The organism is Nonomuraea sp. GTA35 (assembly GCF_041950525.1).
GTDB lineage: Bacteria > Actinomycetota > Actinomycetes > Streptosporangiales > Streptosporangiaceae > Nonomuraea.
On record NZ_JBGNUV010000001.1, the window covers coordinates 381,926 to 405,439 of the forward strand.

Annotated in this window: 15 protein-coding genes; 10 read left to right on the plus strand and 5 right to left on the minus strand. The window is 73.7% G+C overall.

Annotation, left to right across the window (positions count from 1 at the left end; genetic code table 11):
* The first annotated feature begins 7 nt into the window (after nt 1-7).
* From ACBJ32_RS01675 to ACBJ32_RS01695, 5 genes are read left to right on the plus strand one after another with little or no spacing between them, the layout of a single operon-like run.
* Nucleotides 8-1,315, plus strand: a complete 1,308-nt coding sequence (locus ACBJ32_RS01675) for an extracellular solute-binding protein (RefSeq protein WP_375125060.1) — start codon at nt 8-10, stop codon at nt 1,313-1,315.
* Complete coding sequence (locus tag ACBJ32_RS01680; protein ID WP_375125061.1) at nt 1,312-2,223, plus strand: carbohydrate ABC transporter permease; 912 nt, start codon at nt 1,312-1,314, stop codon at nt 2,221-2,223. Before ACBJ32_RS01675 ends, ACBJ32_RS01680 begins: the two co-directional genes overlap by 4 nt.
* Nucleotides 2,220-3,032, plus strand: coding sequence for a carbohydrate ABC transporter permease (locus ACBJ32_RS01685; protein ID WP_357883958.1), 813 nt, complete (start codon nt 2,220-2,222; stop codon nt 3,030-3,032). The genes ACBJ32_RS01680 and ACBJ32_RS01685 overlap by 4 nt, the downstream gene beginning before the upstream one ends.
* Entirely contained in the window at nt 3,029-6,727 is a 3,699-nt protein-coding gene (locus ACBJ32_RS01690) for a hypothetical protein (protein WP_375125062.1), read from the plus strand. Before ACBJ32_RS01685 ends, ACBJ32_RS01690 begins: the two co-directional genes overlap by 4 nt.
* A 48-nt stretch (nt 6,728-6,775) precedes the next feature.
* Nucleotides 6,776-7,546: an ABC transporter permease gene (locus ACBJ32_RS01695; RefSeq protein ID WP_375125063.1), complete on the plus strand. Its 771-nt coding sequence runs from the start codon at nt 6,776-6,778 to the stop codon at nt 7,544-7,546.
* 55 nt (nt 7,547-7,601) lie between these two features.
* Here ACBJ32_RS01695 and ACBJ32_RS01700 read toward each other — a convergent pair whose 3' ends face one another.
* Nucleotides 7,602-8,876 (minus strand): PP2C family protein-serine/threonine phosphatase, encoded by a 1,275-nt coding sequence (locus tag ACBJ32_RS01700; RefSeq protein WP_375125064.1) that lies wholly within the window; start codon nt 8,874-8,876, stop codon nt 7,602-7,604.
* Nucleotides 8,877-8,993: 117 nt separating this feature from the next.
* Here ACBJ32_RS01700 and ACBJ32_RS01705 point away from each other — a divergent pair, with 117 nt between their 5' ends.
* Complete coding sequence (locus ACBJ32_RS01705) at nt 8,994-9,671, plus strand: S1 family peptidase (RefSeq protein WP_375125065.1); 678 nt, start codon at nt 8,994-8,996, stop codon at nt 9,669-9,671.
* Between the two features lie 8 nt (nt 9,672-9,679).
* Here the strand turns inward: ACBJ32_RS01705 and ACBJ32_RS01710 are convergent, their stop codons facing one another.
* The 3 genes from ACBJ32_RS01710 to ACBJ32_RS01720 all read right to left on the minus strand — a co-directional run bounded on the left by ACBJ32_RS01710 (nt 9,680) and on the right by ACBJ32_RS01720 (nt 13,098).
* Complete coding sequence (locus tag ACBJ32_RS01710; RefSeq protein WP_375125066.1) at nt 9,680-10,951, minus strand: glycosyltransferase; 1,272 nt, start codon at nt 10,949-10,951, stop codon at nt 9,680-9,682.
* Nucleotides 10,944-11,546: a TetR/AcrR family transcriptional regulator gene (locus ACBJ32_RS01715; protein ID WP_375125067.1), complete on the minus strand. Its 603-nt coding sequence runs from the start codon at nt 11,544-11,546 to the stop codon at nt 10,944-10,946. The genes ACBJ32_RS01710 and ACBJ32_RS01715 overlap by 8 nt, the downstream gene beginning before the upstream one ends.
* Before the next feature lie 82 nt (nt 11,547-11,628).
* Nucleotides 11,629-13,098: an AMP-binding protein gene (locus ACBJ32_RS01720; RefSeq protein ID WP_375125068.1), complete on the minus strand. Its 1,470-nt coding sequence runs from the start codon at nt 13,096-13,098 to the stop codon at nt 11,629-11,631.
* A 222-nt stretch (nt 13,099-13,320) separates the two neighbouring features.
* Here ACBJ32_RS01720 and ACBJ32_RS01725 point away from each other — a divergent pair, with 222 nt between their 5' ends.
* From ACBJ32_RS01725 to ACBJ32_RS01735, 3 genes are all read left to right on the plus strand, one after another.
* Complete coding sequence (locus ACBJ32_RS01725) at nt 13,321-15,561, plus strand: glycoside hydrolase domain-containing protein (protein WP_375125953.1); 2,241 nt, start codon at nt 13,321-13,323, stop codon at nt 15,559-15,561.
* The gene (locus ACBJ32_RS01730; protein ID WP_375125069.1) at nt 15,558-16,832 is read left to right on the plus strand and encodes a glycosyltransferase; all 1,275 of its coding nucleotides are present in this window, start codon (nt 15,558-15,560) and stop codon (nt 16,830-16,832) included. Before ACBJ32_RS01725 ends, ACBJ32_RS01730 begins: the two co-directional genes overlap by 4 nt.
* Nucleotides 16,833-17,011: 179 nt before the next feature.
* Nucleotides 17,012-18,475, plus strand: a complete 1,464-nt coding sequence (locus ACBJ32_RS01735; RefSeq protein ID WP_375125070.1) for a hypothetical protein — start codon at nt 17,012-17,014, stop codon at nt 18,473-18,475.
* On the opposite strand, the gene ACBJ32_RS01740 is transcribed toward ACBJ32_RS01735, so the two are convergent.
* A complete protein-coding gene (locus ACBJ32_RS01740; RefSeq protein WP_375125071.1) occupies nt 18,447-20,702 on the minus strand; it encodes an esterase-like activity of phytase family protein in 2,256 nt (751 codons plus the stop codon). The genes ACBJ32_RS01735 and ACBJ32_RS01740 overlap by 29 nt on opposite strands.
* A 288-nt stretch (nt 20,703-20,990) precedes the next feature.
* Here ACBJ32_RS01740 and ACBJ32_RS01745 point away from each other — a divergent pair, with 288 nt between their 5' ends.
* Complete coding sequence (locus tag ACBJ32_RS01745; protein ID WP_375125072.1) at nt 20,991-23,507, plus strand: CBM35 domain-containing protein; 2,517 nt, start codon at nt 20,991-20,993, stop codon at nt 23,505-23,507.
* Nucleotides 23,508-23,514 lie beyond the last annotated feature (7 nt).

Consider the following 23,514-nt stretch of genomic DNA (forward strand, 5'->3'; position numbering starts at 1 on the left):
CAGCGACATGACCGACCTGCTGCACCACGCCAGGGTCAGCCGCGGCCAGTTCCTGCGCATGATGGGCGGTCTGGCCGCGGCCACCCTCGCCACCACGGCCTGCTCCACCAGACCGGAGACCACCGCCTCCACCGGCGGCGGCGGGGCCACCACCGAGCTCAAGTTCATCGGCGTGGCCGACCAGAAGACGCCGATGGACGAGCTGGCCGCCGCCTACGCCAAGGCCACGCCCACCGTCCGCATCACCGCGTCCTACGCGCCCACCGACCAGGTGCAGACCTCCCTGCGCACCCAGCTCGGCGCCGGCAACGCCCCCGACCTGCACGTCGTCTACCCCGGCAACGGCAGCGCGATGTCGATGACCCAGATCGCCCAGGCCGGGCTGCTGACCGACCTGTCGGCGCAGTCCTGGACGCAGACGATCCCCGCCGGGTTCAAGCCCGCCTTCCAGCTCGACGGCAAGACCTACCTGTTCTCGGCCGGCTCGTCCGTCATCGGCGCCGTCTACAACAAGAAGGTCTTCCAGCAGGCCGGGATCGACGCGCCGCCCACCACGTGGAGCGAGTTCCTCGCGGTGTGCGACAAGCTGAAGAAGGCCGGGGTGACGCCGATCGCGCTGGGCGCCCAGACGCCGTGGGTCACCCAGCTCATCACGTACGCGCTGGTGCCCTCCACCGTGTACGCCAAGGACCCCACCTTCGACGACAAGCAGCTCGCCGGACAGGCCACCTTCGCCGACTCCGGCTGGCGCCAGGCCATGGAAATGTACCTGGAGCTGCAGAAACGCGGCTACTTCAACGACAAGCCGAACGGCACCACGTTCGAGCAGCAGACCTCCATGGTGGCCACCGGCAAGGCGGCCATGGCCATCCAGGTCTCCGCCGTCCTGCCCGACTTCCGCAAGGCCGCCTCCTCGCCCGACGACCTGTCGATGTTCCCCCTGCCCGGCGCCGACGACGCCGCCCAGGTGTGGATCCCGGCCGGTGTCGTCGTCGGGCTCGGCGCGTCGGCCAAGGGCCGCAACGTCGAGCAGGCCAAGGCGTTCATCGACTTCCTCGGCCGCCAGGAGAACCTCAACGCCTGGGCCAAGGCCATCGCCGCCATCCCGCTCACCCAGGACGCCGGCTCGACGATCGACCCGGCCGTCCAGGCGTTCCTGCCCTTCACCAAGGACCGCGCCGTGCCGTTCATGGACCAGCGCTGGCCGAACGCCGAGGTCCAGCCCGTGCACTTCGCGGTCGTCCAGGAGCTGCTGGCCGGCGACTCCACGATCGACGAGGCGCTGAAGAAGATGGACGAGGCATACCGCAAGTGACTCCCGTAACCGCGGGCCGAGCCCGGCCCGCGCCCGTCCGGCGGCGGCGCTTCTCCGCGGCCTCCCCCTCCTGGCTGTTCGCCGCGCCCGCCCTGGCCGTGTACGCGCTGATCGTGCTGTACCCGGCCGTGGCCGGCGTGATCTACGCCTTCACCGACTGGAGCGGCATCGGCCGCGACATGTCGTTCGTCGGCCTGGAGAACTTCCGCACCCTGCTGGGCGACGAGCAGGCCATGGGCTCGATCGGCAACACGCTGCTGCTCACCGTGGCCATCGTGGTGGTGCAGAACGGCGTCGGCCTGCTGCTCGCGCTCGGCGTGCACGTCAAGCTCAGGAGCCGCGCCGTGCTGCGCGTCGTCTTCTTCGCGCCCGTCGTCGTCAGCCCCGTCATGGTGGCCTTCCTGTGGAAGTACATCTACAACCCCGACCCGTCGGCCGGCCTCAACGGGCTGCTGGGCCTGGAGGTGGACTGGCTCGGCGACCCGTCGATCGCGCTGTGGTCGATCGCCGGCATGGTCGTGTGGCAGAACGCCGGCTACTCCATGGTCATCTTCCTGGCCGGGCTCGAAGGCGTGCCGCGCGAGCTGCACGAGGCCGCCATGATCGACGGCGCGGGCACCGGGCAGCGCTTCCGCTACGTCACCTGGCCGCTGCTGGCCCCCGCCCTGACGATCAACCTGATGCTCTCCACGATCGGCGGACTGAAGCTGTTCGACCAGGTCTTCGCCGCCACCAACGGCGGCCCCGGATACGCCACCGAGACGCTGTCCACGGTGCTGTACAAGCAGGCGTTCGTCTTCGGCAAGTTCGGCTACAGCACCGCCGTCGCCCTGGTGCTGGCGCTGTTCGTGGCCGCGGTGTCCCTCGTCCAGGTCTACTACCTGCGCAGCCGGGAGGTGGCGGTGTGAGAAGGACGTTCGTGCTCGAGATCGTCATGATCGCGGTGGCGGTGGCGTTCCTGTTCCCCGTCTACACGCTGATCTCGCTCGCGCTCAAGGACCCCGGGCAGATAGCGCGCTCGCCGCTCGCCCCGCCGGACCCGCCCACCTTCGACAACTTCGCCAGCGCCTGGTCGGCGGCGGCGCTCGGCCCCTCGCTGGTCAACAGCACGGTGATCACCGCGGCCAGCCTGGTGGCGCTCATCGCGCTCGGCTCGTTCGCCGCCTACTTCCTGGCCCGCGTCCAGACCCGCCTCGGCTACGGCCTGTACGTGCTGTTCCTGCTGGGCATCGTGCTGCCCTTCCAGCTCGGCATGATCCCCCTGTACGAGCTGGTCAACGACCTGGGCCTGATCGGCACCCACGCCGGGATGATCCTCTTCTACACCGGCATCCAGCTCCCGTTCACCGTCTTCCTCTACACCGGCTTCATCCGGGCGCTGCCCCGCGAGTACGCCAGCGCCGCCCAGATCGACGGCGCCTCGCACCTGACGGCGTTCACCCGCGTGGTCTTCCCGCTGCTGCGGCCCATCACCGGCACCGTGCTGATCCTCAACGCCGTCTTCATCTGGAACGACTTCTTCACGCCGCTGGTCTACCTCGGCGGGTCCGGCTACGAGACGGTCCCGGTCAGCGTGTTCGCCTACGTCGGCCAGTACGTCTCGCAGCACGGCCTGGTCTTCGCCGGGCTCGTGCTCGGCGCGCTGCCCATCGTGCTGGTGTTCCTGGTGCTGCAGCGCTACGTCATCAAGGGCTTCGCGAGCGGACTCAAGGGATGAGCGAGATCTTCGACGTCTTCCGCGTGCCGCCGCGGACGTTCTCCCCGGCCGCCATCTGGTGGTGGAGCGGCGAGCCGCTGCGCCGCGACCGGCTGCGCTGGCAGATGGAGCGGCTGGTCGCCGGAGGAGTGCACAACCTGGTCATCCTCAACCTCGCCCCCTCCGGGCCGATGTTCGGGGCCGGCGCCGACGACCCGCCCTTCCTGTCCGAGGCGTGGTGGGAGCTGCTGGACGGGGTGTGCGCCGACGCGTACGAGCTGGGCGCGTACCTGTGGTTCTACGACCAGCTCGGCTTCTCCGGCGCCGACCTGCAGGCGCGGCTGGTGCAGGAGCGGCCGGAGTTCGCCGGGCAGTGGCTGTCCCCTGACGGGACCGTCACCACCCGGGGCTTTGACTACCTGTCCCGCGAGGCGTGCGCGGTGCTGCTGGACCGCGTGCACGGCGAGTTCGAACGGCGGGCCGGGCACTGGTTCGGCAAGGTGATCGCCGGGTCGTTCCAGGACGAGCTGCCGACGCTGCCCACCTGGTCCGCCCGCTTCGCCGAGGAGCACCTGGCCCGCAGGGGACGGCCGTACTCGCCGGAGGACCGGCGGGCGTACCAGCTCACCCGGGCCGAGCTGGCCGAGGAGGCGTTCTTCCGGCCGCTGGCCGAGTGGCACGAACGCCACGGGCTGGTGCACGGCTGCGACCAGCAGGATCCGGCCCGTGGCGGGCATCCCGTGGACGGGGTGCGGCTGTACGCCGACTACCCGCGTACGCACCGCTGGTTCGGCGCGCCCGGCTCCGACCACCACGGTGACGCCCGCCTGCACTCCTCCCTCGCCCACCTATACGGGCGCCCGCGCACCTGGATCGAGGCGTTCCACTCCAGCGGGTGGGGCGGCACGCTGGAGGAGACGTTCGACTGGCTGCTGCCGTGGCTGCGGGCCGGGGCCACCCTCTACAACCCGCACGCGGTCTACTACACGACCAAGCGCGGCTGGTGGGAGTGGGCGCCGCCGTCCACCGACTGGCGGCAGCCGTACTGGCGGCACTACCAGATCTTCGCCGCTGCGGTCACGCGGCTGTGCGCGGCGCTGTCGCTCGGCCGGCACGCCTGCGACGTGGCCGTCCTCCTGCCCACCGCCACCGCCCAGGCCGGCGTCGGGCCGGACGGGGCGGCCGATGCGGCGGCGGTGCGCGCCCAGGAGGTGTACCGGGAGCTTGTGGGCGACATGGCCTGGTTCGACACCTCGCCCGGGGTGCTGGACCGGCTCGGGCTCGACGCGGACGTCATCGACGAGGACTCGGTGCGGCGCGCGGTCGTCAAGGACGGGCGGCTGACGGTCGCCACCGAGGCCTACCGGGCGATCATCCTGCCCGCCGTCACGACCCTGGACGAGGACGTCGCCGCCCGGCTCGCGGAGTTCGCCGGGCACGGCGGGCTGCTCGTCGCGGTCGGCGCGCCGGAACCGGGCGCGGATGTGTCGTCCGGCGTTCCGGCGTTGGGTGCGGATGTGTCGTCCGGTGCGCCGGCTCCGGGCGCGGCGGCGTCGTCCAGCGCTCCGGTGCCGGGCGTGGATGCGTCGTCCGGTTCCGGTGCGCCGGGGCTGGGCGCGGTCGTTGCCGCGTGGGGTGGCCGCTTCGTGGCCTCCGCCGATCGGGTGGGGGAGGCGCTGGAGGGGCTGGAGCGGCGGGTCGAGGCGCCCGTGCCCGCGCTGGTGCGGGAGGTCGGCGAGACCACGCTGGTGTTCCTGCCCGCGGCCTTCCCCATGGCCAGCCGCATCCGCGTCGGCCGGCCCGAGGAGCGCGGCGTGGACCTGGGCTGGCTGGACGCGGTCATCGACTTCGAGCCCTCCCGGTACGCCCGCGAGATGCCGGTCACCGTGAGAGGCGTCACCGGCACGCCGCTGCTGCTGCGCCCCTTCGCCGGTGGCGACCCCGTGCCGCTGCCGCACACCCGGGAGGGCGACGCCGTACGGGTGATCGTGCCGTTCGACGACGGGCCCGCCGCGCTGGTGGTGTTCGACGGAACCGAGGCCGAGCCCGCGCCGCGGCCCGCGTACCCGGTGGAGCGGGACCTCGGCGACGCGTGGGACGTCGAGCTGGTCCCCACCCTGGACGACACCTGGTCCGACTTCGGGACCGGTGGCGGGGGCGTCGAGTGCTGGACGTTGCGGACACCGGACGGGGAACCGGTGGACGTGACGTTCGGGCCGCGCGGCGAGCAGCGGGCCGGCGACGGGCCGTGGACGCCTTCCGTCTGGTCGGCCTCGCGCGGGCTGCGCAAGGACGCCGTGCACCGGGAGACGCTCGGGCCCAAGGGGCGGGTGCCGGTCGAGTTCCTGGCGTTCGGGCGGGTCGCGGCGGGGGCGGAGGCCCGCTTCCGCACGGTGATCACCGTCCCGCCGGGCGGCGCCTGGCTCGCCCTTGGCGCGGGCGCGGCCAAGACGCTCTGGATCGGCGGGGCGGAACAACCGCTCGACGACCGCGGCTACTGCGCCGTCGCGCGCTCGCCCCTCCCGGCCGGCGAGCACCTGCTGGAGCTGCTGCTGGTGCCGGACGAGGAGCTCGACCTGCGGGCGTACGCGTGCCTGGTGGCAGACCCGGCCGACGCGATCCGCCCGGAATGGATCGCGGGCACGCCGCTGGAGACGGTCGTCCACGTGAGCGAGAGCGCCCGGCCGGGCGTTCACCCGCGTGAGGCGGGACGGCCCGCGTTGCTGCAGGTGGCGTCCACCGCGTTCTGCCGGGTGCTGGTGAACGGTGTCGAAGCGGGCAGGCAGGGCGGTTTCGATCCGTACGCGGAGGCGGACATCCCGCGCGTGCGCCGCTACGACGTCACCCACCTCCTGCGCGAGGGGCCCAACACCGTACGCGTCGAGTCCGGCGGCTGGGTCCTGGTGGACGGCCTGGTGGTCTCCGGTCCCGGCTGGTCGCCGGCGCCCCGCGTACGGCGGCGCCAGCACGGGGACCCCGCTGCCCTGTGGCTGCTGCCCCGCCCGCATCCGCTGCCGGAGGCGGGCTGGCTGGACGGCGGCCCCGTCGCCCTGCCCGCCGGGTTCGCGGTCCCCGGCGCCCGCCCGCGCACCGAGCGGTTCCTGCTCGACCCGCCACCCGGAGCGACCGGCGTCGAGGTGAACGCCCTGGCCCGGTACGACCTGCGGTGGCCGGCCGAACCCGCGGCGCCGGCCGAGCCCGCGCCGGCCGAGCCCGCGCTCGTCGAGCCCGCGCTCGTCGAGCCCGCGGCGCGCACGGCGCCGGTCGGGTCCACGCCGCGCACCGCGCCGGTCGAGCTCGTCGTGCACACCACGCCCGGCGCGCAGGGCGGCGCGGCCCTCGCCGGGCCCGTCCGGTTCACCTGTGGGCCCGGCCGGATGCGGCTGGGCGACTGGGAGGAGCAGGGGCTGGCCGGGTACAGCGGCGGCGTGCGCTACCGGACCACGGTGACCGCCGCCGCCGGGGCGAGCCTGCTCGACCTGGGCCGGGTCAGGGGCAGCGCCGAGGTGAGCGTCAACGGCCGGCACTGCGGCGTGCGCGTCTGCTCCCCGTACGTGTTCGACGTCGAGCTGGACGACGGTGACAACCTCGTCGAGATCCTCGTCCTCGGCACCCTGGCCCCCTACCTGGACGAGGTCAGCCCCACCCACTTCGTCTTCCCCGGCCAGCGCACCACCGGCCTGTTCGGCCCCGTCCGCCTGCGGATGATCGGCTAGCGGGCCCCGGGGCCGCGTGGCCCCGGGGCATTCCGCCAGACTGCTGCCGTGTCTTCGTCCTCCTCGTCCATGATCGCCGTCACCCCGCTGCTGCCCGTGATCGTCCTCCTGCTGACCGCGCTGGGCGGCGCGGTGGCATGGCTGGGGCGGCTGGGGCACGGCAGGGCCGTGGTGACGGCGTGCCTGCGGGCCGCGCTGCAGCTCGGCGTCGTGTCCCTGGTGATCGCCTGGGTCGTCGCGTACTCCGCGGCGGTGACGGGCTTCATCCTGCTCATGTACGGCGTCGCCGCCTTCACCGCGGGCCGGCGCATCACCGGCGGCGGACCTGGATGGTGGTGGGCGGGCCTGCCGATCGCGGCGGGCACCGCCCCCGTGCTGGCGATCCTGGCCGGCAGCGGCGTGACGCCCGTGTCCGGGATCGTGATCATCCCGATCGCGGGGATCCTGCTGGGCGGCTGCCTGACCGCCACCGCGCTCGCGGGCCGGCGTGCCGTGGAGGAGCTGCGGCAGCGCAGGGGAGAGGTGGAGGCGGCCCTGGCGCTGGGGTTCATGCCACGGGACGCGGCCATGGAGATCTGCCGGCCGTCCGCCGCGGGGGCGCTGGTGCCGGCCCTGGACCAGACGAGGACCGTGGGGCTGGTCACGCTGCCCGGGGCGTTCGTGGGGGTGCTGCTCGGCGGGGCCAGCCCGATCGAGGCGGGCGTCGTGCAGCTCGTGGTGCTGGTGGCGCTGCTGGCCGCCGAGGCCGTCGCGACCGTGGTCACGGTGGAGCTCGTCGCCCGCGGCCGCTTCACCCCGCCGGCCGGGCGGCAGCAGTGACGCCGTCCGCCCTCGCTCACCCCGCCGGCCGGGCGGCAGCAGTGACGCTGCCGGTTCAGGAGCCGGGGAACGGGGTGCCGGACCCCTCGGGCACGCCGGTCAGGGCTTCGGCCTCCTTCCTGGTGTAGGGGGTGCCGGGCCATTCGACGAGCAGGACGGTGGCGTCGTCGTGGAGCCGGCGCTCGTGGTAGTCGAGGTGATGGTGGATCAGCCGCCGCAACGTCTCGGGCACCGGCAGCTCGTCCGCCTGGTGCCGGATGAGGAAGTCGGCGAACCGCTCCATGCCGAACTCCTCGCCGTGGCGGTTGCGCGCCTCGGTGATGCCGTCGGTGTAGAGCAGGAGCCGGTCCCCGGGCTGGAGCTGGGTGTGACACGCCGTCACCGGCAGGTGCAGGCCCGTGCCCGCCGGCGGCGCGGGGTCGCAGTCGAGCTCGATGGTGGCGCGCCTGCGGACGATCACGGGCGGGTGGTGGCCGCAGCTGACCCAGGCCAGCTCGCCGTTGGGGATGTCCAGCGTGGCCAGGATGCCGGTGGCGAACCGTTCGCCGCCGAACTGCCCCATGAGCGCCTCGTCGATCCTCTTCGCCGCCCGGACCAGCCCCTCGCCCTCGTGGCGGCTGTTGCGCAGGGTCGTCAGGGCGAGGTTGGCGGTCAGCCCGGCGGCCGTGTCGTGCCCCATCGCGTCGAAGATGGCCAGATGGGCGATACTGCCCTCGAGGGCGTAGTCGTACACGTCGCCGCTGACGTCGTACGCGGGCTCCATCACCGCGCTGATCACGAACCGGTCGGTGGCGAACGTCCGCTGCGGCATGAGCCGCCACTCCATCTCCGCCGACACGCTCATCCGCCTGCGCCGCACCAGCCTGGCGTAGGTGTCGCTGAGGGGCCGCTTGGAGACCACGAGCAGGGCCACCAGCCCGGCCAGGCGCTCCATGTCCCGCAGGGTCTCGGCGTCGGCTTCCGGGGCGCCGATCCGCAGGACGCCGAGCCGGTCGGTGCCGTCCACCAGCGGCACCCACCACTGGCGCGGGTCGCGTACCGAGACCGGCAGGATCCGGCCGTGCTGGAACGCGCGGCCGGCCACCGTCCCCTCGATGCAGATCTCCCCGCTCTCGCGCGCCCCGGCCGGTGCCGGCCTGGAGATCAGCGGCGACAGCACCTCCTGCTGCAGATCCGCCAGATAGATCACCACGTCGGACAGCCCCACCCGGGCGGCCTGCTCGGCCACCAGGCCCGGGATCTGCTCCAGCGTGGACGTGTGGCTCGCGGAGATCAGCGCGCCGAACATCGCCGCACGCGCCGCCGCCGAGCCGCAATCGTGAGCGGTCATGTACCTAACGTAACGTTCCGAGGTCGTCGCCCGTACGGTCATATCGCCGTGCCCCCGGCTCAAGTAGTAGGGGCGGCGACGGCCCCTGGGCGGTTACGGTGGTCGCGGGAGGTTCTCATGAGGTTCGTCCGTCCTGCCGCCGCGCTCGCCCTGACCGCCGCCCTCGTCCTCGGCACGCCGCCCGCCGCCGTGCGGGCCGACCCCTCGCCCCCCGCGTACGGCGACATCCGCGGCGGCGACACCTTCGTGGTGCAGGGCAAGGGACGCTGCACCGTCGCGTTCACCGTGCGGCGCGGCACCACCGGCGGGTTCCTCACCGCCGGGCGCTGCGGTGAGCGGGGCGACATCGCCCTGACCGGTTACGGCGGCACGCCGATCGGCGTCTTCGAGGCATCCTCCTACCCGGGCGACGACTACGCCTGGGTGTCGCTCCACCCCGGCTGGACACCGCGCGGCACCGTGGCCGCCCAAGGCGGCGAACGCCCCGTGCGCGGCTCGGCGCCCGCCGCCGTCGGCTCGCCCGTCTGCCTGGCGAGCCCGGTCACCGGCTGGCACTGCGGCACTGTCCAGCAGCGCAACGTCACCGTCACCTACCCCGACGGCACCGTCACCGGCCTGGTACGCACCAGCGTGTGCGCGGAGCCCGGCACGTGGGGCGCGCCGTTCCTCTCCGGCGACCAGGCGCAGGGCATCACGTCCGGCGGCACGGGCAACTGCGCCACCGGCGGGTCCACCTACTTCCAGCCGGTGGGGGAGGCGCTGTCCGCCTACGGGCTCACGCTGGTCACGGGCTGAGCCGCGGGCTACCGACCGCCGGTGGTCCGTTCCGCGAGGGCTTCCAGCTCGGCCACGGCCCGGTCGGTGGCCGTCTCGGCGGCGATCTCGGCGGCCATCCGCCGCGCTTCACGCTGGTAGGAGGGCTCCCGGAGGATCCGTTCGACCGCACGGGCGATCGTGCGGGCCGAGGCGTTCTTGCCCACCGTGATCCCGGCGCCGGCGAGCTCGACGTGCCGGGCCACCTCGGGCTGGTCCCGGCCCTGGGGCATGCAGACCAGGGGCACGGCGGCGGCCAGGGACTTGACGGCCGTCCCGTGTCCGGCGTGCGTGATCGTCACGGCGGCGTGGCGCAGCGCCGCGGTGTGCGGGGCGGCGGCGGTGACCAGGACGTTGCCCGGCGCGCGGACCGTCGCGGGGTCCACGGCCGGGCCGGTGGTCAGCAGCCCGCGCACCGGCAGGGTGCCGAGGGCCTCGGCGATGCGCTCGAGTTGCCGGTGCTGCTTCATGAACGACGAGCTCATGCCGGCCAGCACCAGCGGCGCGTCGCCTTCCGGCAGTTTCAGCTCCTCGGCCCAGGCCGGATCGTCCAGCCGCGGCCCGACGTGCCGCACGTAGCCGGGGAACCTGCGGCTCGGGTGGTCCAGCGCGCGCGGGGACAGCACGAGCAGCCGGTCGACCTGGGCGAACGCGTCGACCACCGAGCCCACCGGCGGCAGGCCGTGCGCGGCGCGGGCGGCGTTCAGCGGCGGGAGCCCCTTGTCCCAGGGCTTCAGCATCATCCGGGTCAGTAACCGGTCGCGCAGGCGCCCCAGCGCTCCCGACGCGGGGCTGAGGCCCAGGCCGGGCGGCGGCGCCCCGGGAGTGGGGAAGGTGTAGATGGTGGTGGCCAACGAGGCCACGGGGATGCCGGCCCCCTCACCGGCGATGAGCGCGCCGAGCAGCATGAACTCGGCGACCAGCACGTCGGCGGGGCGGGCGCGCAGCTCGGCCGCCGTGTCCCTGGCGTAGTCGGCCGCGGGACCGCAGACGATGCGGTCCCGCAGCCGCGCGAACGCGCCGATCGGCGTGCGGGCCTCGAAATCCCTGATGACGTCCTTGGCCGGATCGGCGGGGTCGCCCTGGGGCGCGGTGGTCCAGGCGACCGGTTCCAGGCCCAGGGCGGTGACCTCCGCGTGCAGCGAGCTGTCGGCCAGCACCCGGACGCTGTGGCCGCGCTCGCGCAGGGCGCGGGCGACCGACAGGACGGGCGGCACGGCTCCGCCGCCGTTCCAGGTGGCGAACAGGAACGTCCTAGGCATCGTGCCCCCTTCGCGGGTCGATCGAGGTCACCAGGTCACGCATGGCACGCTCGGCGTCCTCGCGGGACAGGCCCAGGTCGCGTCGCCACAGCTTCCACAGGTACACGTCCGTGGCGGCGTAGTGCAGGTTCAGCGCATGCTCGCGGGCGGGCCCGGAAGCCGGCAGGCGGTCGGCGAAGACGCGCTCCAGCCACGCCCGGTGCTGGCCGCGGGCGTGGGCCGCGGCGCGGGCGATCGCCGGGACCCGGTCGATCTGCGCGGTCCACAACACGTTCGCGTCGCCCTGACGCTCGTACTCCTCGAAGAGCACGCCCACGATGGCCTCGACGTCACCGGCCGGCGCCTGGCGGGCGAGCTCCGCCTGAGCCGCCGCCACTTCGGCGGCGGCGTCGGCGACCCCTTCCTTGCCGCCGAAGTGGTTGACGATCGTCTGCACCGACACGCCGGCCTCGTCGGCGATGTCCTGCAGCGTGACGTCGTCGTACCACCGGCGCGTCCACAGCCCCGCCGCCGCCTCCAGCACGCGGGCGCGGGTCACCTCCACGGCCGCGGCGCGCGCCCCCATGCGGTACGGGCGCCTTGCCTCATTTTCCATGGAGTCATGTCTACATTCAATTGATTCATTGGTCAAAGGAAATTGAGGCCCCCTGGCCCATGGCGCCGACAAGTGCGCGCAGCTACCCCTGCCGGCCGGCGCGGCCCAGCACGGTCACGACACCGTCGGGCTCCAGTCGCGCCAGGTCGCCGGTCCGCAGCAGCACGGCCCCGTCGCCCCACGGGTGCGGGATCCAGCGCTCGGCGGTCAGCCGCGGCCTGCCGCGGTAGCCGCGCCCGATCGACGGCCCGCCGACGAGCAGCTCGCCCACCTCGCCCACGCCGACGAGCGCGCAGTCACGGTCCACGATGTAGGCCTCGACGTTGTCGATCGGCCTGCCGACCGGAACGTTGCTGCCCAGCTCCTCGCCGCCCGTCAGCCAGTGGCAGAAGCAGCCGTGCGTCCCGGCCGGCCCGTAGTGGTTGACCACCACGCGCTCGGGGTCGGCCCGCATCCACTCGCGCAGCTCGGGGCCGAAGGCCAGCGGCTCGCTGCCCACCATGAGCTGCCGGGCCAGGCCGCCGCCCGGGACGCCGCGTGCCGCCATCAGGCGCACGTGCGCGGGCGTCAGGTCGAGCAGCCCGCCCGCTGCCGTGCCCGACAGCTCCAGCAGCGCGTCGGCCGTCGCGCCGTCCGGGGCGATGACGATGGGCCAGCCGGCCAGCAGCGGGGTGAAGATCGTGGTCAGGGAGCCGAGGAGGAACAGCGAGGTGCTGAGGAAGGTGACCTCGCCCGGGTGGTGGGCGAAGGCCGTACGGCACCAGAGGGCGTAGTTGACGAGCTGCCGGTGCGTGCCCTCGACGCCCCTCGGCTCGCCGGCCGCGCCGGAGGGGTAGAGGACGTAGGCGAGGCTCCCGGCCGACGCCCCGTGCGGCGTCGCCGTGGCGGAGCCGGCCCGCTTCCTCAGGGCCGACAGCGTCAGCACGGTGCCGCCGTGCCCGCGTACCCGCTCCGCCAGCTCGTCGGTGGTGACGGTGACGGCGGCGCCGCAGTCGGCCAGGATCGCCTGGAGGAGCCGCGGCGGGTCGTCGCACGAGAGCGGGACGTACGCGCCGCCCGCCTCCAGCACGGCCAGGATCGCGACCAGCGCCTCGACCCCGCGCGGCAGGAGCACCGCGACCGGCGCCTCCGGCACGCACCCGGCCTCCACCAGGACGCGCGCCCACGCGGCGGCGGCGTCCAGCAGCTCTCCCCGCGTCACCCGCACGGTGCCGCACCGCGCCGCCAGCCGGTCGCGCGGCAGGTCCTGCGCCCTGATCAGCGCGGTGACGGACGTGTCAGGCACCGCGCGCAAGGGCCCGCGCAGCGCGCTGGCGCCCGTCGCCCTGCCGCCGCCCGAGCCGCCCTGCCACCCGTCGTCGAGCGGCGGGTCCTGCCACCTGGCGCCGATCTCCTCCAGGCACGCGCGCCGCGACCCCGTGAAGTCCTTCGCGGTCCAGCCGGGCGGCAGCGGAGCGGTCACCGGCCAGGTGGACTGCCGCCCGCGGGCGTTGATCACGACCTGGAAGGCCACCTCGTCGTAGTCATCCCACAGCGCGATCTTCCTGGGCATCGGTCAAAGCCCCCAAGGCGAGAATGCGTGCCGCCACGTCGATCGACCTGGTGATTCGCGAAAGGTCCCCCCGACCGCGGCAGAGATCCACATCGACAGGCACATGACAGCACACCCCCTTGCCCCGGTCAACCCATGGAAACGGTCAAGGGACGGGCTCGCCGTGCAAGGAGTTCACCTCGCCGAAACCTACGAGGGCGCCGCGCTGGGTAGAGTCCCGCCATCCTCGACAACGTTGATCCCTTCATCGGTACGGCGGCGACGGACCTGCCACGCGCGCGCGGTCTGGCCGCCACTTGGTGGTGGCCGAAACCGCAGGTGGGCAACACCCACCCGGGCGCCACGTCGCCGCTCGGCATGGTGTCCGCCTGCGCCTACTCCGGCGCGTACCCCACGGGGTACGGCCGGTACGCCAAGAACACCGAGGGCGTGCCCGAGGAGATGTTCGAGCGGCTGCAGGCCTCCGGCTTCACCCACTTCCAGCAGTCCGGCACCGGCGCCATCCGCAAGTACTACAACTACGTCCGCGTCACCCCGATGGTGCAGCCGCTCGACGTGCTCGGCGAGTCCTGGCCGCTGTACGACGAGGTCGCCAGGGCCGGCTACTACGCCGCCACCCTCGACACCGGGATCCGCTGCGAGCTCACGGTCGGCACCAAGGTCGCCGTGCACCGCTACACCTTCCCCGAGCACAGCAGCGCCCGCGTGGTGATCGACCTGTCCTGCGGCGGCCTGGCCATCGAGCTCGGCCGGACCGTGCCGGTGCGCGCCCAGGTCGAGAGCATGGGCCACGGCCGCGTCCAGGGCACTGTGGTGATGGAGGGCGTCCCGCTGTCGGTCTACGTCGAGGTCGACAGCCCCGGCTGGCGGCAGATGCTCTGGTACGACCGCCGCCTCATCGACGGCGGCACCCGGCTCGACTTCGACAGCATCCGGCACACCACGCTGCGGCCCTTCGGCATGCTCTTCATGGGCCCCGCGGCGCCCGGACAGGCCGTCGAGGTGCGGATGGGCTTCTCGCTGCGCGGCTGCGACCAGGCCCGCCGGAACCTGGAGCGCGAGTGCGGGCACAGCGGGCAGGCCTTCGACGAGGTGCTCGCCCGTACCCGCTCGCGCTGGGCCGACCACCTCGGCCGCGTCCAGGTCGAGGGCGGCACGCCCGCCCGCCGTACGGTGCTGGCCACGTCCCTCTACCACGCGCTGATCAAGCCGTGCTTCGCCGACGACGAGAGCCCGTTCTGGCCGACCCCGGGCCCGTTCGCGTTCGACGTGTGCACCATGTGGGACATCTACAAGACCCAGCTCCCGCTGCTGGCCGCCATCGCCCCCGACCGGGCCGCGGACCTGCTGGAGTCGCTGATCAGGGTCTGCGAGGAGGAGGGCAACTTCCCCATCGGCTACCGCATGTCGCGCGGCGCCGACCGGTTCTTCCGCCAGGCCAGCGCGCTCGCGCACACCGCGCTCGCCGACGCCCACGCGCTCGGCACGGCGGACCTCGACTGGAGCTGGGCGCTCGTGCACATGGTCGGCGACCTGCGCCGCGGGTACGGCGAGGACTTCTACGAGCGCGGCGTGGTGCACCCGATCACCCACACCCTCGACCTCGCCTACGCCCACCACTGCACCGCCCAGGTCGCCCGCGCGCTCAACGACGGCGGGCTGGCCGACGACCTGGAGGAACGCGGCCGGCAGTGGCGCAACGCCTTCGACCCCGGCACCGGGCTGCTGCGCGACTCGGAGTTCTACGAGGGCGGCAAGTGGAACTACTCCTTCCGGCTGCTGCACGACATGGCCGCGCGCATCGCCCTGGCCGGCGGCGACGGCGCCTTCGTCGGCAGGCTCGACCGGTTCTTCGGCTACGGCGCCGAACCGGTGGAGCGGCCCGGCCGCCGCCCGCGGCCGGCGGAGATGGCCGCCGGCTACGCGCTCAACCGCTTCGAGGGACTCAACAACGAGCCCGACATGGAGGCGCCGTGGGCCTACCACTACGCCGGCCGGCCCGACCGCACGGCCGAGGTGGTGCACGCCGCGCTGACCTGGCAGTTCGGCACCGGCCCCGGCGGCCTGCCCGGCAACGACGACTCCGGCGGCCTCAGCTCCTGGTACGTCTGGGCGTCGCTGGGGCTGTTCCCCGTCGCGGGACAGAACCTGTTCCTCCTCAACGCGCCCGCCTTCGCCCGCGCCGTGCTCCGGGCGGGCGGCAACGAGTTCGTCATCGAGACCAGCGGGCACCGCGAGACCCCCATCGGTGCCGAGGGCCTCGACCGTGACCCGCCGGCGCAGTACGTCCAGGAGGCCACGCTCAACGGCAAACCCCTGCACGCGGCGCACCTCAGCGCCACCACCGTGCACCGGGGCGGGCTGCTGCGCCTGCGGCTGGGCCCGGAGCCGTCCGCGTGGGGGCGCGGCCTCCGCCCGCCGTCCCTGTCCCATCCGCTCCCGACACCGGAGGAAACGCGATGACTCACCTCCCCCGCCGTCTCGTCATCGTGGTCAGGGCCGACCCGGTCATCTGCGGCCATTCCGGCGAAGCGCGCAACCTCGCCGAGGTCGCGCTGACCCGCGGGTTCGCCGACGTACGGCTGCTGACCTGGCCCATCCCTGCGCTGCGGGCGGCGGGGCTGCCGCTCAAGCCGCTGGACCGGCTGCTGCCGTACAGCGAGGGCATCACCGTGGAGCGGCCGGAGCCGGTCGGCGACTACCGGGTGCCCGACGGGCGCTACCAGGCCGGGCTCACCGGCCGCCTCGTCGAGTTGCTGGCCGAGCCGTACTCCACCACCTGCCTGTCCATGTACCTGGCCCCGCACACGGCGGTCGTCGTGGACGCGGTCGCCGCCGCCCGCGCGGCCGGGTTCGCGCCCGGCGTGCGCACCGTCGCCAAGGCGGTCGGCTCCGACGTGACCAACGTGATCAAATCCTGCCTGCGCGAGGGCCGGTTCGGCGCGGCGACCGTGCTGTTCACCACGTTCCTGGCCAACGACGAGGTCGTCGCCGTCTCCGAGTACACCAGGCAGGAGATCGTCGCCTCGGCCGAGCAGGTGGACGACCGCTGCGGCACCGCCTTCGCCGAGCAGTGCCGGCGCCGCGTCAGCGTCAGCTACCCGCCGATCGACTCCTCCGCCTTCCTCGACCTGGACCCGGAGTCGACGCGGGCCGCGCTCGCCCGGCGCGGCCTGGAGCCTGACGGGTACATCCTGTTCCTGTCGCGGGTGACCAGGGCCAAGGGGATCGACGACCTGCTCGCCGCCTACCGCCGGATGCGCTGCCGGTCGCGGGTGAGGCTGGTCGTCGCCGGCACCGGGCCCATGCTGGAGCAGGCGCGGGCCATGGCCGGCCAGGACGACCGGGTGACCTTCCTCACCGACGTCGACGACCGCGAGAAGGCGCTGCTCATGCGGGGCTGCGCGGCGTACGTGCTGCCCACCAAGCCCGAGCCCGACTTCGTCGAGACGTTCGGCATCGCCCTGGCCGAGAAGATGCTGGCCGGCGGCGGGCCCATCGTCACCACCCCGACGGGCGGCACGCTGGAGGCGGTCGGCGACACCGCCGTCATCGTCCCGCCCGGCGACGCCGCCGCCCTGGCGCGGGCCGTGGACCGGGTGGTCATGGAGCTGTCCGCCGCCGAGCGCCACGACCTGGAGCTGCGGGCCCGCACCCGGGCGATGGCCTTCGACCGGGCCGCGGTGTTCGACGGGCTGTTCCCCCAGGAACCGACCGCGCTCGGCGCCGCCTGACACCCGGCCTGGCGGCACGCCTGTGGGACGGCCCGGCCGGGCGTGCGCCCAGGGGAGGTGGCCGGCGTGGAGGGCGCCCGTGTGCAGGGGCGTCACCGGGACGTGTGCGCCGCCGTCACCGGGCGTCCGGTGGTGCGAAGGCGGGTGCCCGCGTCAGGACGGCTCAGTACGATGCGGCCATGCTCGCCGATCTTGTCGCGATAGCCGTGCTCCTGGCGATTCCTCTGGGGATCGCGTCCGCGGCTGTCACGGCCGCGGCGCTGTCCGCCCCGCACGACCGCCACGGGCGTGTCGGCCGGGTCTACCTGGTAGGGGGACTGTTCGTGTCGTTCGCCGGCGCCTGGCTGGTGGCGCTCAGCGCGTGGCTCGGGCGCGAGGACTCCGGCCTCGGCGCCTTCCCGTTCCTGGGGATGCTGCTGCTGGGGTTGGTGGGCGCGGGCCTGCTGGTGTCCGGTCTAGGACCGTCCAGCTCGTGGCTGCTTGGGATCTTCGACCGGCACGCGGCCCGGCTGCCGCTGCCCGCCCGGCTGGCGGCCCGCGACCTGGCGGGGCGTCGCAGGTCCACGGCGCCCGCGGTCGCGGTGACGATGATCGCGACGGCGTTCGGCATCGCGCTGACGATCATCGCGGTCGGCGTGACGGGGCAGAGCAGGGCTGGCTACCTTCCCCAGGCGCGGCCCGGCGCCCTCCTCGTGGGGCACTTCTCGGCCGCCGACGCCGGCACCGTGAGGGCGGCGATCGAGCGGGAGTTACCCGGAGTGCCCGTCGCCCAGAGCGAGAGGCTCTCCGACGCATCCCGGTTCTTCCAGATACGTGCGGAGGACTACGACCAGCCGCAAGAGGTCGTCCACTGGCCGCATGTCATCGGCGACGGGGCGATGTTGCGCTATCTCACGGGCCATCAGTCGACGCCGTACGACGAGAACACGGTCGTGGTGGTCACGAACGCCGACGTGCAGGCGGATGCGGTCGAGATCGTCCATGCCGTGGACAAGAGGGACGGCGATCGGCCGACGGTCAGGATCGTTCCGGCGCGTGTCGCCAGAACCGCCGACCCCACCATGGAGACCGTCTTCGTCCCCTCGAAGATCGTCCGTGACCTCGGCTTCCGGCTCGAACCGGACGAGCTGATCGTCGATCCCACACTGCGCCGGGTCTCGGTGGACGAGCAGGAGCGGCTCGACGGCCGCCTGGGCGACGAGGTCGCGGACACCTACGTGGAGCGCGGGTTCCAGCCGGCGACGGGCTGGGTACCCGTCGTCGCGGCGGCGTTCCTCGTCGCCGCCGGCGGCGCGCTGGCCACCGGCCGGGGCAGGACCGTGAGCCCTCGCCCGGCCCGGGTGCTCCGGCACGTGACAGGCAGGCGATCGGCCTTCCGGTGGTTCGCGGCCTCCCGCACCGGGCTCGCCGCGCTCTGCGGGACGGTGCTGGGCGCGGTCGCCGGGATCCCCATCGGGATGTCGCTGATCTGGGTGTGGACGACCACGTGGGAGGAGCCCGACCGGGTACCCTTCGAGACCCGATGGGCACTGATCGCGGCCATGGCCGCCGCGCTGCCCCTGCTCGCCGCCGCCCTCGGCGGGCTCCTCAGCCGTGAGGACGCGAACCCCAGGATCAGCCCCGCAGGCCGGGCACGTCGATGACGATCAGCTCCGTGTCGTCGGCCCGGCCCGGGATGCGGCCGTCGTTCCCCGGGAAGTTGTTGTCGTTGGCCACCACCACCCGGTCACCGCCCAGCGGCAGCACCGACTCCACCGACTGCAGGGGAAAGGAGAACAGCGGCCCGACCCCGTACTCTCCGGGCCTGGCCGGCGTGGAGACGCCCTTCGGGTCGGCGAGGCGCAGCAGGTCCACGGCGGTACGGCGGGGCAGCACCCCGTCCTGCCCGGCGGCGTCGAGGTCGGTGACGACCAGCCGCTTGACCCGGGAGGCCGGCCCCATCTCGTTGTCCCGCTCGATCAGCAGCAGCCGCCGGCCGTCCAGCACCGCCGCGTCGCCGACGAGCAGGCCGGGCTCGTCCACCCGGAAGGTCCAGGTCCGGCCGGTGTAGGCGGCCTTGCGTACGTCGAACTCGTAGACCACGCGCCGCCGCTGGTCGGGGTCGCCGTTCTTGGCGCCCTCCAGGATCGGGTACAGCGTCCAGCCGTCCGCGGCGGCGGCCATGGCCTCGAAGCCGCGGCTGGCCGGCAGCGTGGGGCTCTCGCCGGCGGCCAGGTCGGGCGACTGCGGGGACTTGGTGCCGTCCGGGAGCGGGATCGGCGCCTGCAGCACCTTGCCGGTGCGGTCGGTGCGCACCAGGTACGGCCCGAACTCCTCGCCGATCCACAGGTCGCCGCGCGCGTCCCAGGCCAGCGACTCGATGTCGAAGTCAGCCCCGGTCAGCAGCCGGTCGGCGGTGTCCTGGTTGACGATGGGGAACGGCACCTTGCGGTCCGGGTCGCGGAAGCCGAGGCGCGAGCGCACCTCGATCTCGCCGGAGCGGTAGCCGGGCTCGACGATGTAGGCCCGCAGCAGGAAGTCGGCCGAGTTGTTCTTGGCGCCGAACCCGTTGTCCGGCATGGCGAGCAGCCGGCTTGCGGACCGGGAGCGCGGCGTGGCCGGGATCACCGCGGAGAAGCCGGGGATCGGCTGGCCGGCGAACGGCGGCGTGACCCCGTTGACGGTCGCCGGCGGGAGCTGTGTCCCGGACGTGGGGCCGGGCTGGTAGGCGGTGGCGGACAGCAGCGCCCGCCCCGTCAGCCGGGCCTCGTCCGGCAGGCGGACGCTCAGCGCGTACAGGCGGGTGGTCTGCGCGGCGTTGTTGTTGTTGTCGGAGACCAGGTAGAGCGTGCGGCGGTCGCCGGACAGCCGGCCGCCCAGCGCCATGCCCTCGATGTTGTCCAGCAGCGGGTTGGGCTGCGGCTGCTCGGCGGTGGCCCCGGACGGCGGGCAGTCGGCGACGTCCGCGAGCAGTTGCTTGCCGAGCCAGGCGCGCTGGTCGGTGAGGGTGGACAGGGACTCGAAGCCGGACACGTCGGCGGCGCCGGTGGCGGAGACCCGGTACACCCGCACGGTGTTGCCGACCCCGGCGGTGAAGCCGCGCTCCAGCGACAGCAGCTGTCCGTCTGCGAGCGCGACCAGCTCGACGAGCCCGAGCCCCGGGTCGGTGCGGTAGGCGTGCTGGGCGGCGGGCGCGTAGCCGCCGCCCGGCCTGCCCTCGTAGCGCAGGATCCGCTGCAGGCCGCGGCCCTCGGCGTCGCGGCCGTCGGCGGACAGCGGCCCCTCCATGCCGGCGTACAGCACGCGGCCGTCCGGCGTGGCGGCCAGCGCCTCGAAGGTCTGGTTGGTCGCGGCCTGGCCGGCCGGGGCCACCCGGAACCGCTGCGGCACCTCCAGCTCGGCGACCTGGCGGCCGTCGGAGAGCCGGAAGCGCCGGATCGACGGCTCGGTCTCGGAACCGGCCAGCACGCTGCGCCCGCCGCGCTCCGCGACGAGCCCCTCGCCGTCGAAGTCGGCCCCGGTGTACGGCGTGCCGTCCGCCCGCCGCAGCGTCGTCATGCCGCGGATCCCGGCCGACAGGGCCTTGCCCCGGCCGGTGGAGAGCTCGAGGTCGTACAGGCGGGCGGGAGTGGTCCCGACGTTGTCCACCAGCGCCAGCGCCCGCGACGAGCGGGTGAGCGCGAGGGCGGACAGCCCGCCGACGGCCGTGCCCTCGAACGTCGTCTTGTCCAGGCTGTCGGTGAAGCCGAGCAGGGAGACGTCGGCCGAGCAGGGGGCCCCGGCCGGGGACTGCTCTGACGTGACCGCGCCGGCCGCGGGGGCGGCCACGCCGAACAGGGCGATGGCCGCCGCGGCCGCGATGGCCTGCGCGGGCCGCCGTGTGCTGCGCACAAGTACCTCCGGAGGTCTGTAAGGGTTCCCGGATGATCGAAGTGCTCGCAGCCCGCCAGTGTAGAACGGGGCCCCGAACTTCTCGTGAACAGCGGCTGTATCCGTATCAGTGCCCGGAACCTCCGCGTAACGATCCGATGACGAGGGCTTCCCCTGAACTGTGTGACCGGTCACAGTAAGGCGAGTGTGTGACCGGTCACACGACCCGAGAGGACTCCCATGCGCCGACACCGGCTGACCGGGCGAGCCGTCACCGTGGCCGCCGTCCTGGCCTTAGCCTCCCTTACCATGACCCCAGCCCGCGCCGAGGCCGCCCCGGACGTGGTCACCGTGGACTTCGCCCAGCGCACGGGCCCCGTCCACGGCGGCGCGACCGGCATGCTGTACGGCCTGTCCGACCCGGGCGTGCCGGGAGACGCGCTGCTCGCCGGCGCCCGCCCCCGTACCGTCGCGCAGAAGGCCCCGGACGGCGACCAGCACCCCAACGGGGACGCGCTGGTGATCGCGGACGGCTTCCTGGGCGCCGGCGGCGAGGAGATCGTCGTCTACATGCAGGACGTCTACAGCCGCTGGCCGTACGAGAACCTGGGCATCGACGACTACCTCGCCAAGGTCGACACGATGGTGCGCAAGGTCGTCCGCGAGCGGCCGTCGGACAAGGGCAGGTTCGTCTGGGTGCCGTTCAACGAGCCCGACTACATCTGGTACCAGGACTGGGACACGCTCAAGGAGAAGTTCTTCAGCGACTGGAAGGCGGTCGTCGAGCGCATCCGGTCCATCGACCCCCAGGCCAGGATCGTCGGCCCGAACGAGGCCCGGTACAACCCCGGCCGCCTGCGCGACTTCCTCACCTGGGCCAGGGACGCCACCTGCGGCGGCGGCGACTGCCTGCCCGACATCATGGCCTGGCACGAGCTGTCGCGCGACAGCCTGGCCGGCTACCGCGGCCACCACGAGCACTACCGCGCCCTGGAGCGCGAGCTGGGCATCGGCCCGCTGCCCGTCAACATCGACGAGTACGGCAACCGGCGCGACATGTCCGTCCCCGGCCAGCTGATCCAGTGGATCTCCATGTTCGAGGACACCAAGGTCGACGCCGACATGGCGTACTGGACCTACGCCGGCAACCTCGACGACCACGCCGTGCGCACCCGCCAGGCCAACGGCGGCTGGTGGCTGCTCAAGTGGTACGCCGACCTGACCGGGGAGACCGTCAAGGCGACCCCGCCGCGACTGAACGTCCCCGACACCGTGCAGGCCGTCGCGGCCATCGACGCGTCCGCGCGGCGCGGCACCGTCCTGGTCGGCGGCGGCGCCCAGCCGGTCCGCCTCGACGTCACCGGGCTGGACCCGGCCCTCTTCGGCGGGCAGGTCGACGTCGTCGTGTCGAGGACGGCCTGGACGGGGTACGAGGGCGACGCGCTCAAGCCGTCCGTCGTCGCGGCGCGCCGCACCACCGCGCCCGGCGGAAAACTGCGCATCGACCTGCCCGGCGGCGACGTCATGGCCGCCTACCGGGTGACCATCGTCCCGTCGAGCGGCCGGGCCCCCGCCGCCGACGCGCCGTGGACGGCGTCGGTCGAGGCCGAGTCCGCCACCCTCACCTCGGCCCAGGCCTACGACCAGGACACCACGGCGGACCCCCAGAAGTACGCCACCTCCGGCAAGCGCGACGTCGGCGCCATGAACCGGCCGGACTCGGCCGTGACGTTCCCCGTCACCGTCCCGCGCGACGGCCGCTACCGCCTCGGCGTCTACCACGGCGCGAACAAGGCGCCCGGCAGGCACGCGCTGTTCGTGGACGGCGCCCTCGACCAGCTCGTGCAGTACTCGGCCACCCTCGGCTGGACCTACCGCGGCCGCACCGACGTCGAGGTCGAGCTGACCGCCGGCACCCACCGGCTGTCGCTGCGCACCAGCGCAGACGGCACGACCCTGCTGCCCGGCAGCGACATCACCCTCGACAGGTTCGACCTCACCGAGGTCACCGGGCCCGAGCGGGCGGCCTACCCGGCCGACGAGGCCAGGCTCACCGGCGGCGCGAGCCTCACCCGCTCCGGCGCCGGCCCCGCCATCGCCCTCGGCGGCGGCGCCCGCGCCACGTTCTTCGTCGCCGCCGGCGAGGACGGCTACCACGACCTGACCCTGTCGTACCGCTCTGACAGGGCCGGCGACCTCGACGTGCGCGTCGACGGGCGCGCGGTCCCCGGCGTGCGGGCGGCACGGCCCGGTGACGGCGCCTCGCGCCTGCGGGTCCACCTGCCGGCCGGGATCTCGAAGGTCGAGGTCGGCGGCCCGGCGGGGCTGCACCTGCGCGAGCTGGTCACCGTACGGGCCGAGCAGGCGGACGCGGCGGTGCACCGGGTCGAGGCCGAGCAGGCCCGCCTGGCCGGCACGGCCCGCGTGGTCGGCGCGGGCGGCGGCTCGAACGCCTCCGCCGGCGCGTACGTGGGCGACCTCGGCAACGGCGCGGCCAACACGCTCACCCTCACCCGGCCGGCCGGGTTCGGCCCCGGCCAGTACGTCCTGGTGACGCACTACGCCAACGCCGACAGGAACACCGGGCACGCCTACAACACCGACGTCATCAGCCGCTTCCTCGACATCACCGAGACCGGCGGCGCGACGACCCGCGGCGTGTTCCGGCACAACTACGCGTGGGACAACTTCTGGCCCCAGGCCACCCCGCTCACCCTCACCACCGCGAACGGCGCCCTCGTCCTCGGCAACGCCGGCGCCTTCGGCCCCAACATCGACCGGCTGGAGCTCGCCCGGTTCGTGCTCGAAGTGGACAACCAGGCCTGAGCCTGGC

Bases quoted from the DNA above. Each gene is read 5' to 3' on its own strand.
- ACBJ32_RS01690 (WP_375125062.1), top strand. From the start codon at position 3,029: ATGAGCGAGATCTTCGACGTCTTCCGCGTGCCGCCGCGGACGTTCTCC.
- ACBJ32_RS01735 (WP_375125070.1), top strand. From the start codon at position 17,012: ATGCTCGCCGATCTTGTCGCGATAGCCGTGCTCCTGGCGATTCCTCTG.
- ACBJ32_RS01700 (WP_375125064.1), bottom strand. From the start codon at position 8,876: ATGACCGCTCACGATTGCGGCTCGGCGGCGGCGCGTGCGGCGATGTTC.
- ACBJ32_RS01720 (WP_375125068.1), bottom strand. From the start codon at position 13,098: ATGCCCAGGAAGATCGCGCTGTGGGATGACTACGACGAGGTGGCCTTC.
- ACBJ32_RS01710 (WP_375125066.1), bottom strand. From the start codon at position 10,951: ATGCCTAGGACGTTCCTGTTCGCCACCTGGAACGGCGGCGGAGCCGTG.
- ACBJ32_RS01705 (WP_375125065.1), top strand. From the start codon at position 8,994: ATGAGGTTCGTCCGTCCTGCCGCCGCGCTCGCCCTGACCGCCGCCCTC.
- ACBJ32_RS01715 (WP_375125067.1), bottom strand. From the start codon at position 11,546: ATGGAAAATGAGGCAAGGCGCCCGTACCGCATGGGGGCGCGCGCCGCG.
- ACBJ32_RS01730 (WP_375125069.1), top strand. From the start codon at position 15,558: ATGACTCACCTCCCCCGCCGTCTCGTCATCGTGGTCAGGGCCGACCCG.
- ACBJ32_RS01745 (WP_375125072.1), top strand. From the start codon at position 20,991: ATGACCCCAGCCCGCGCCGAGGCCGCCCCGGACGTGGTCACCGTGGAC.
- ACBJ32_RS01675 (WP_375125060.1), top strand. From the start codon at position 8: ATGACCGACCTGCTGCACCACGCCAGGGTCAGCCGCGGCCAGTTCCTG.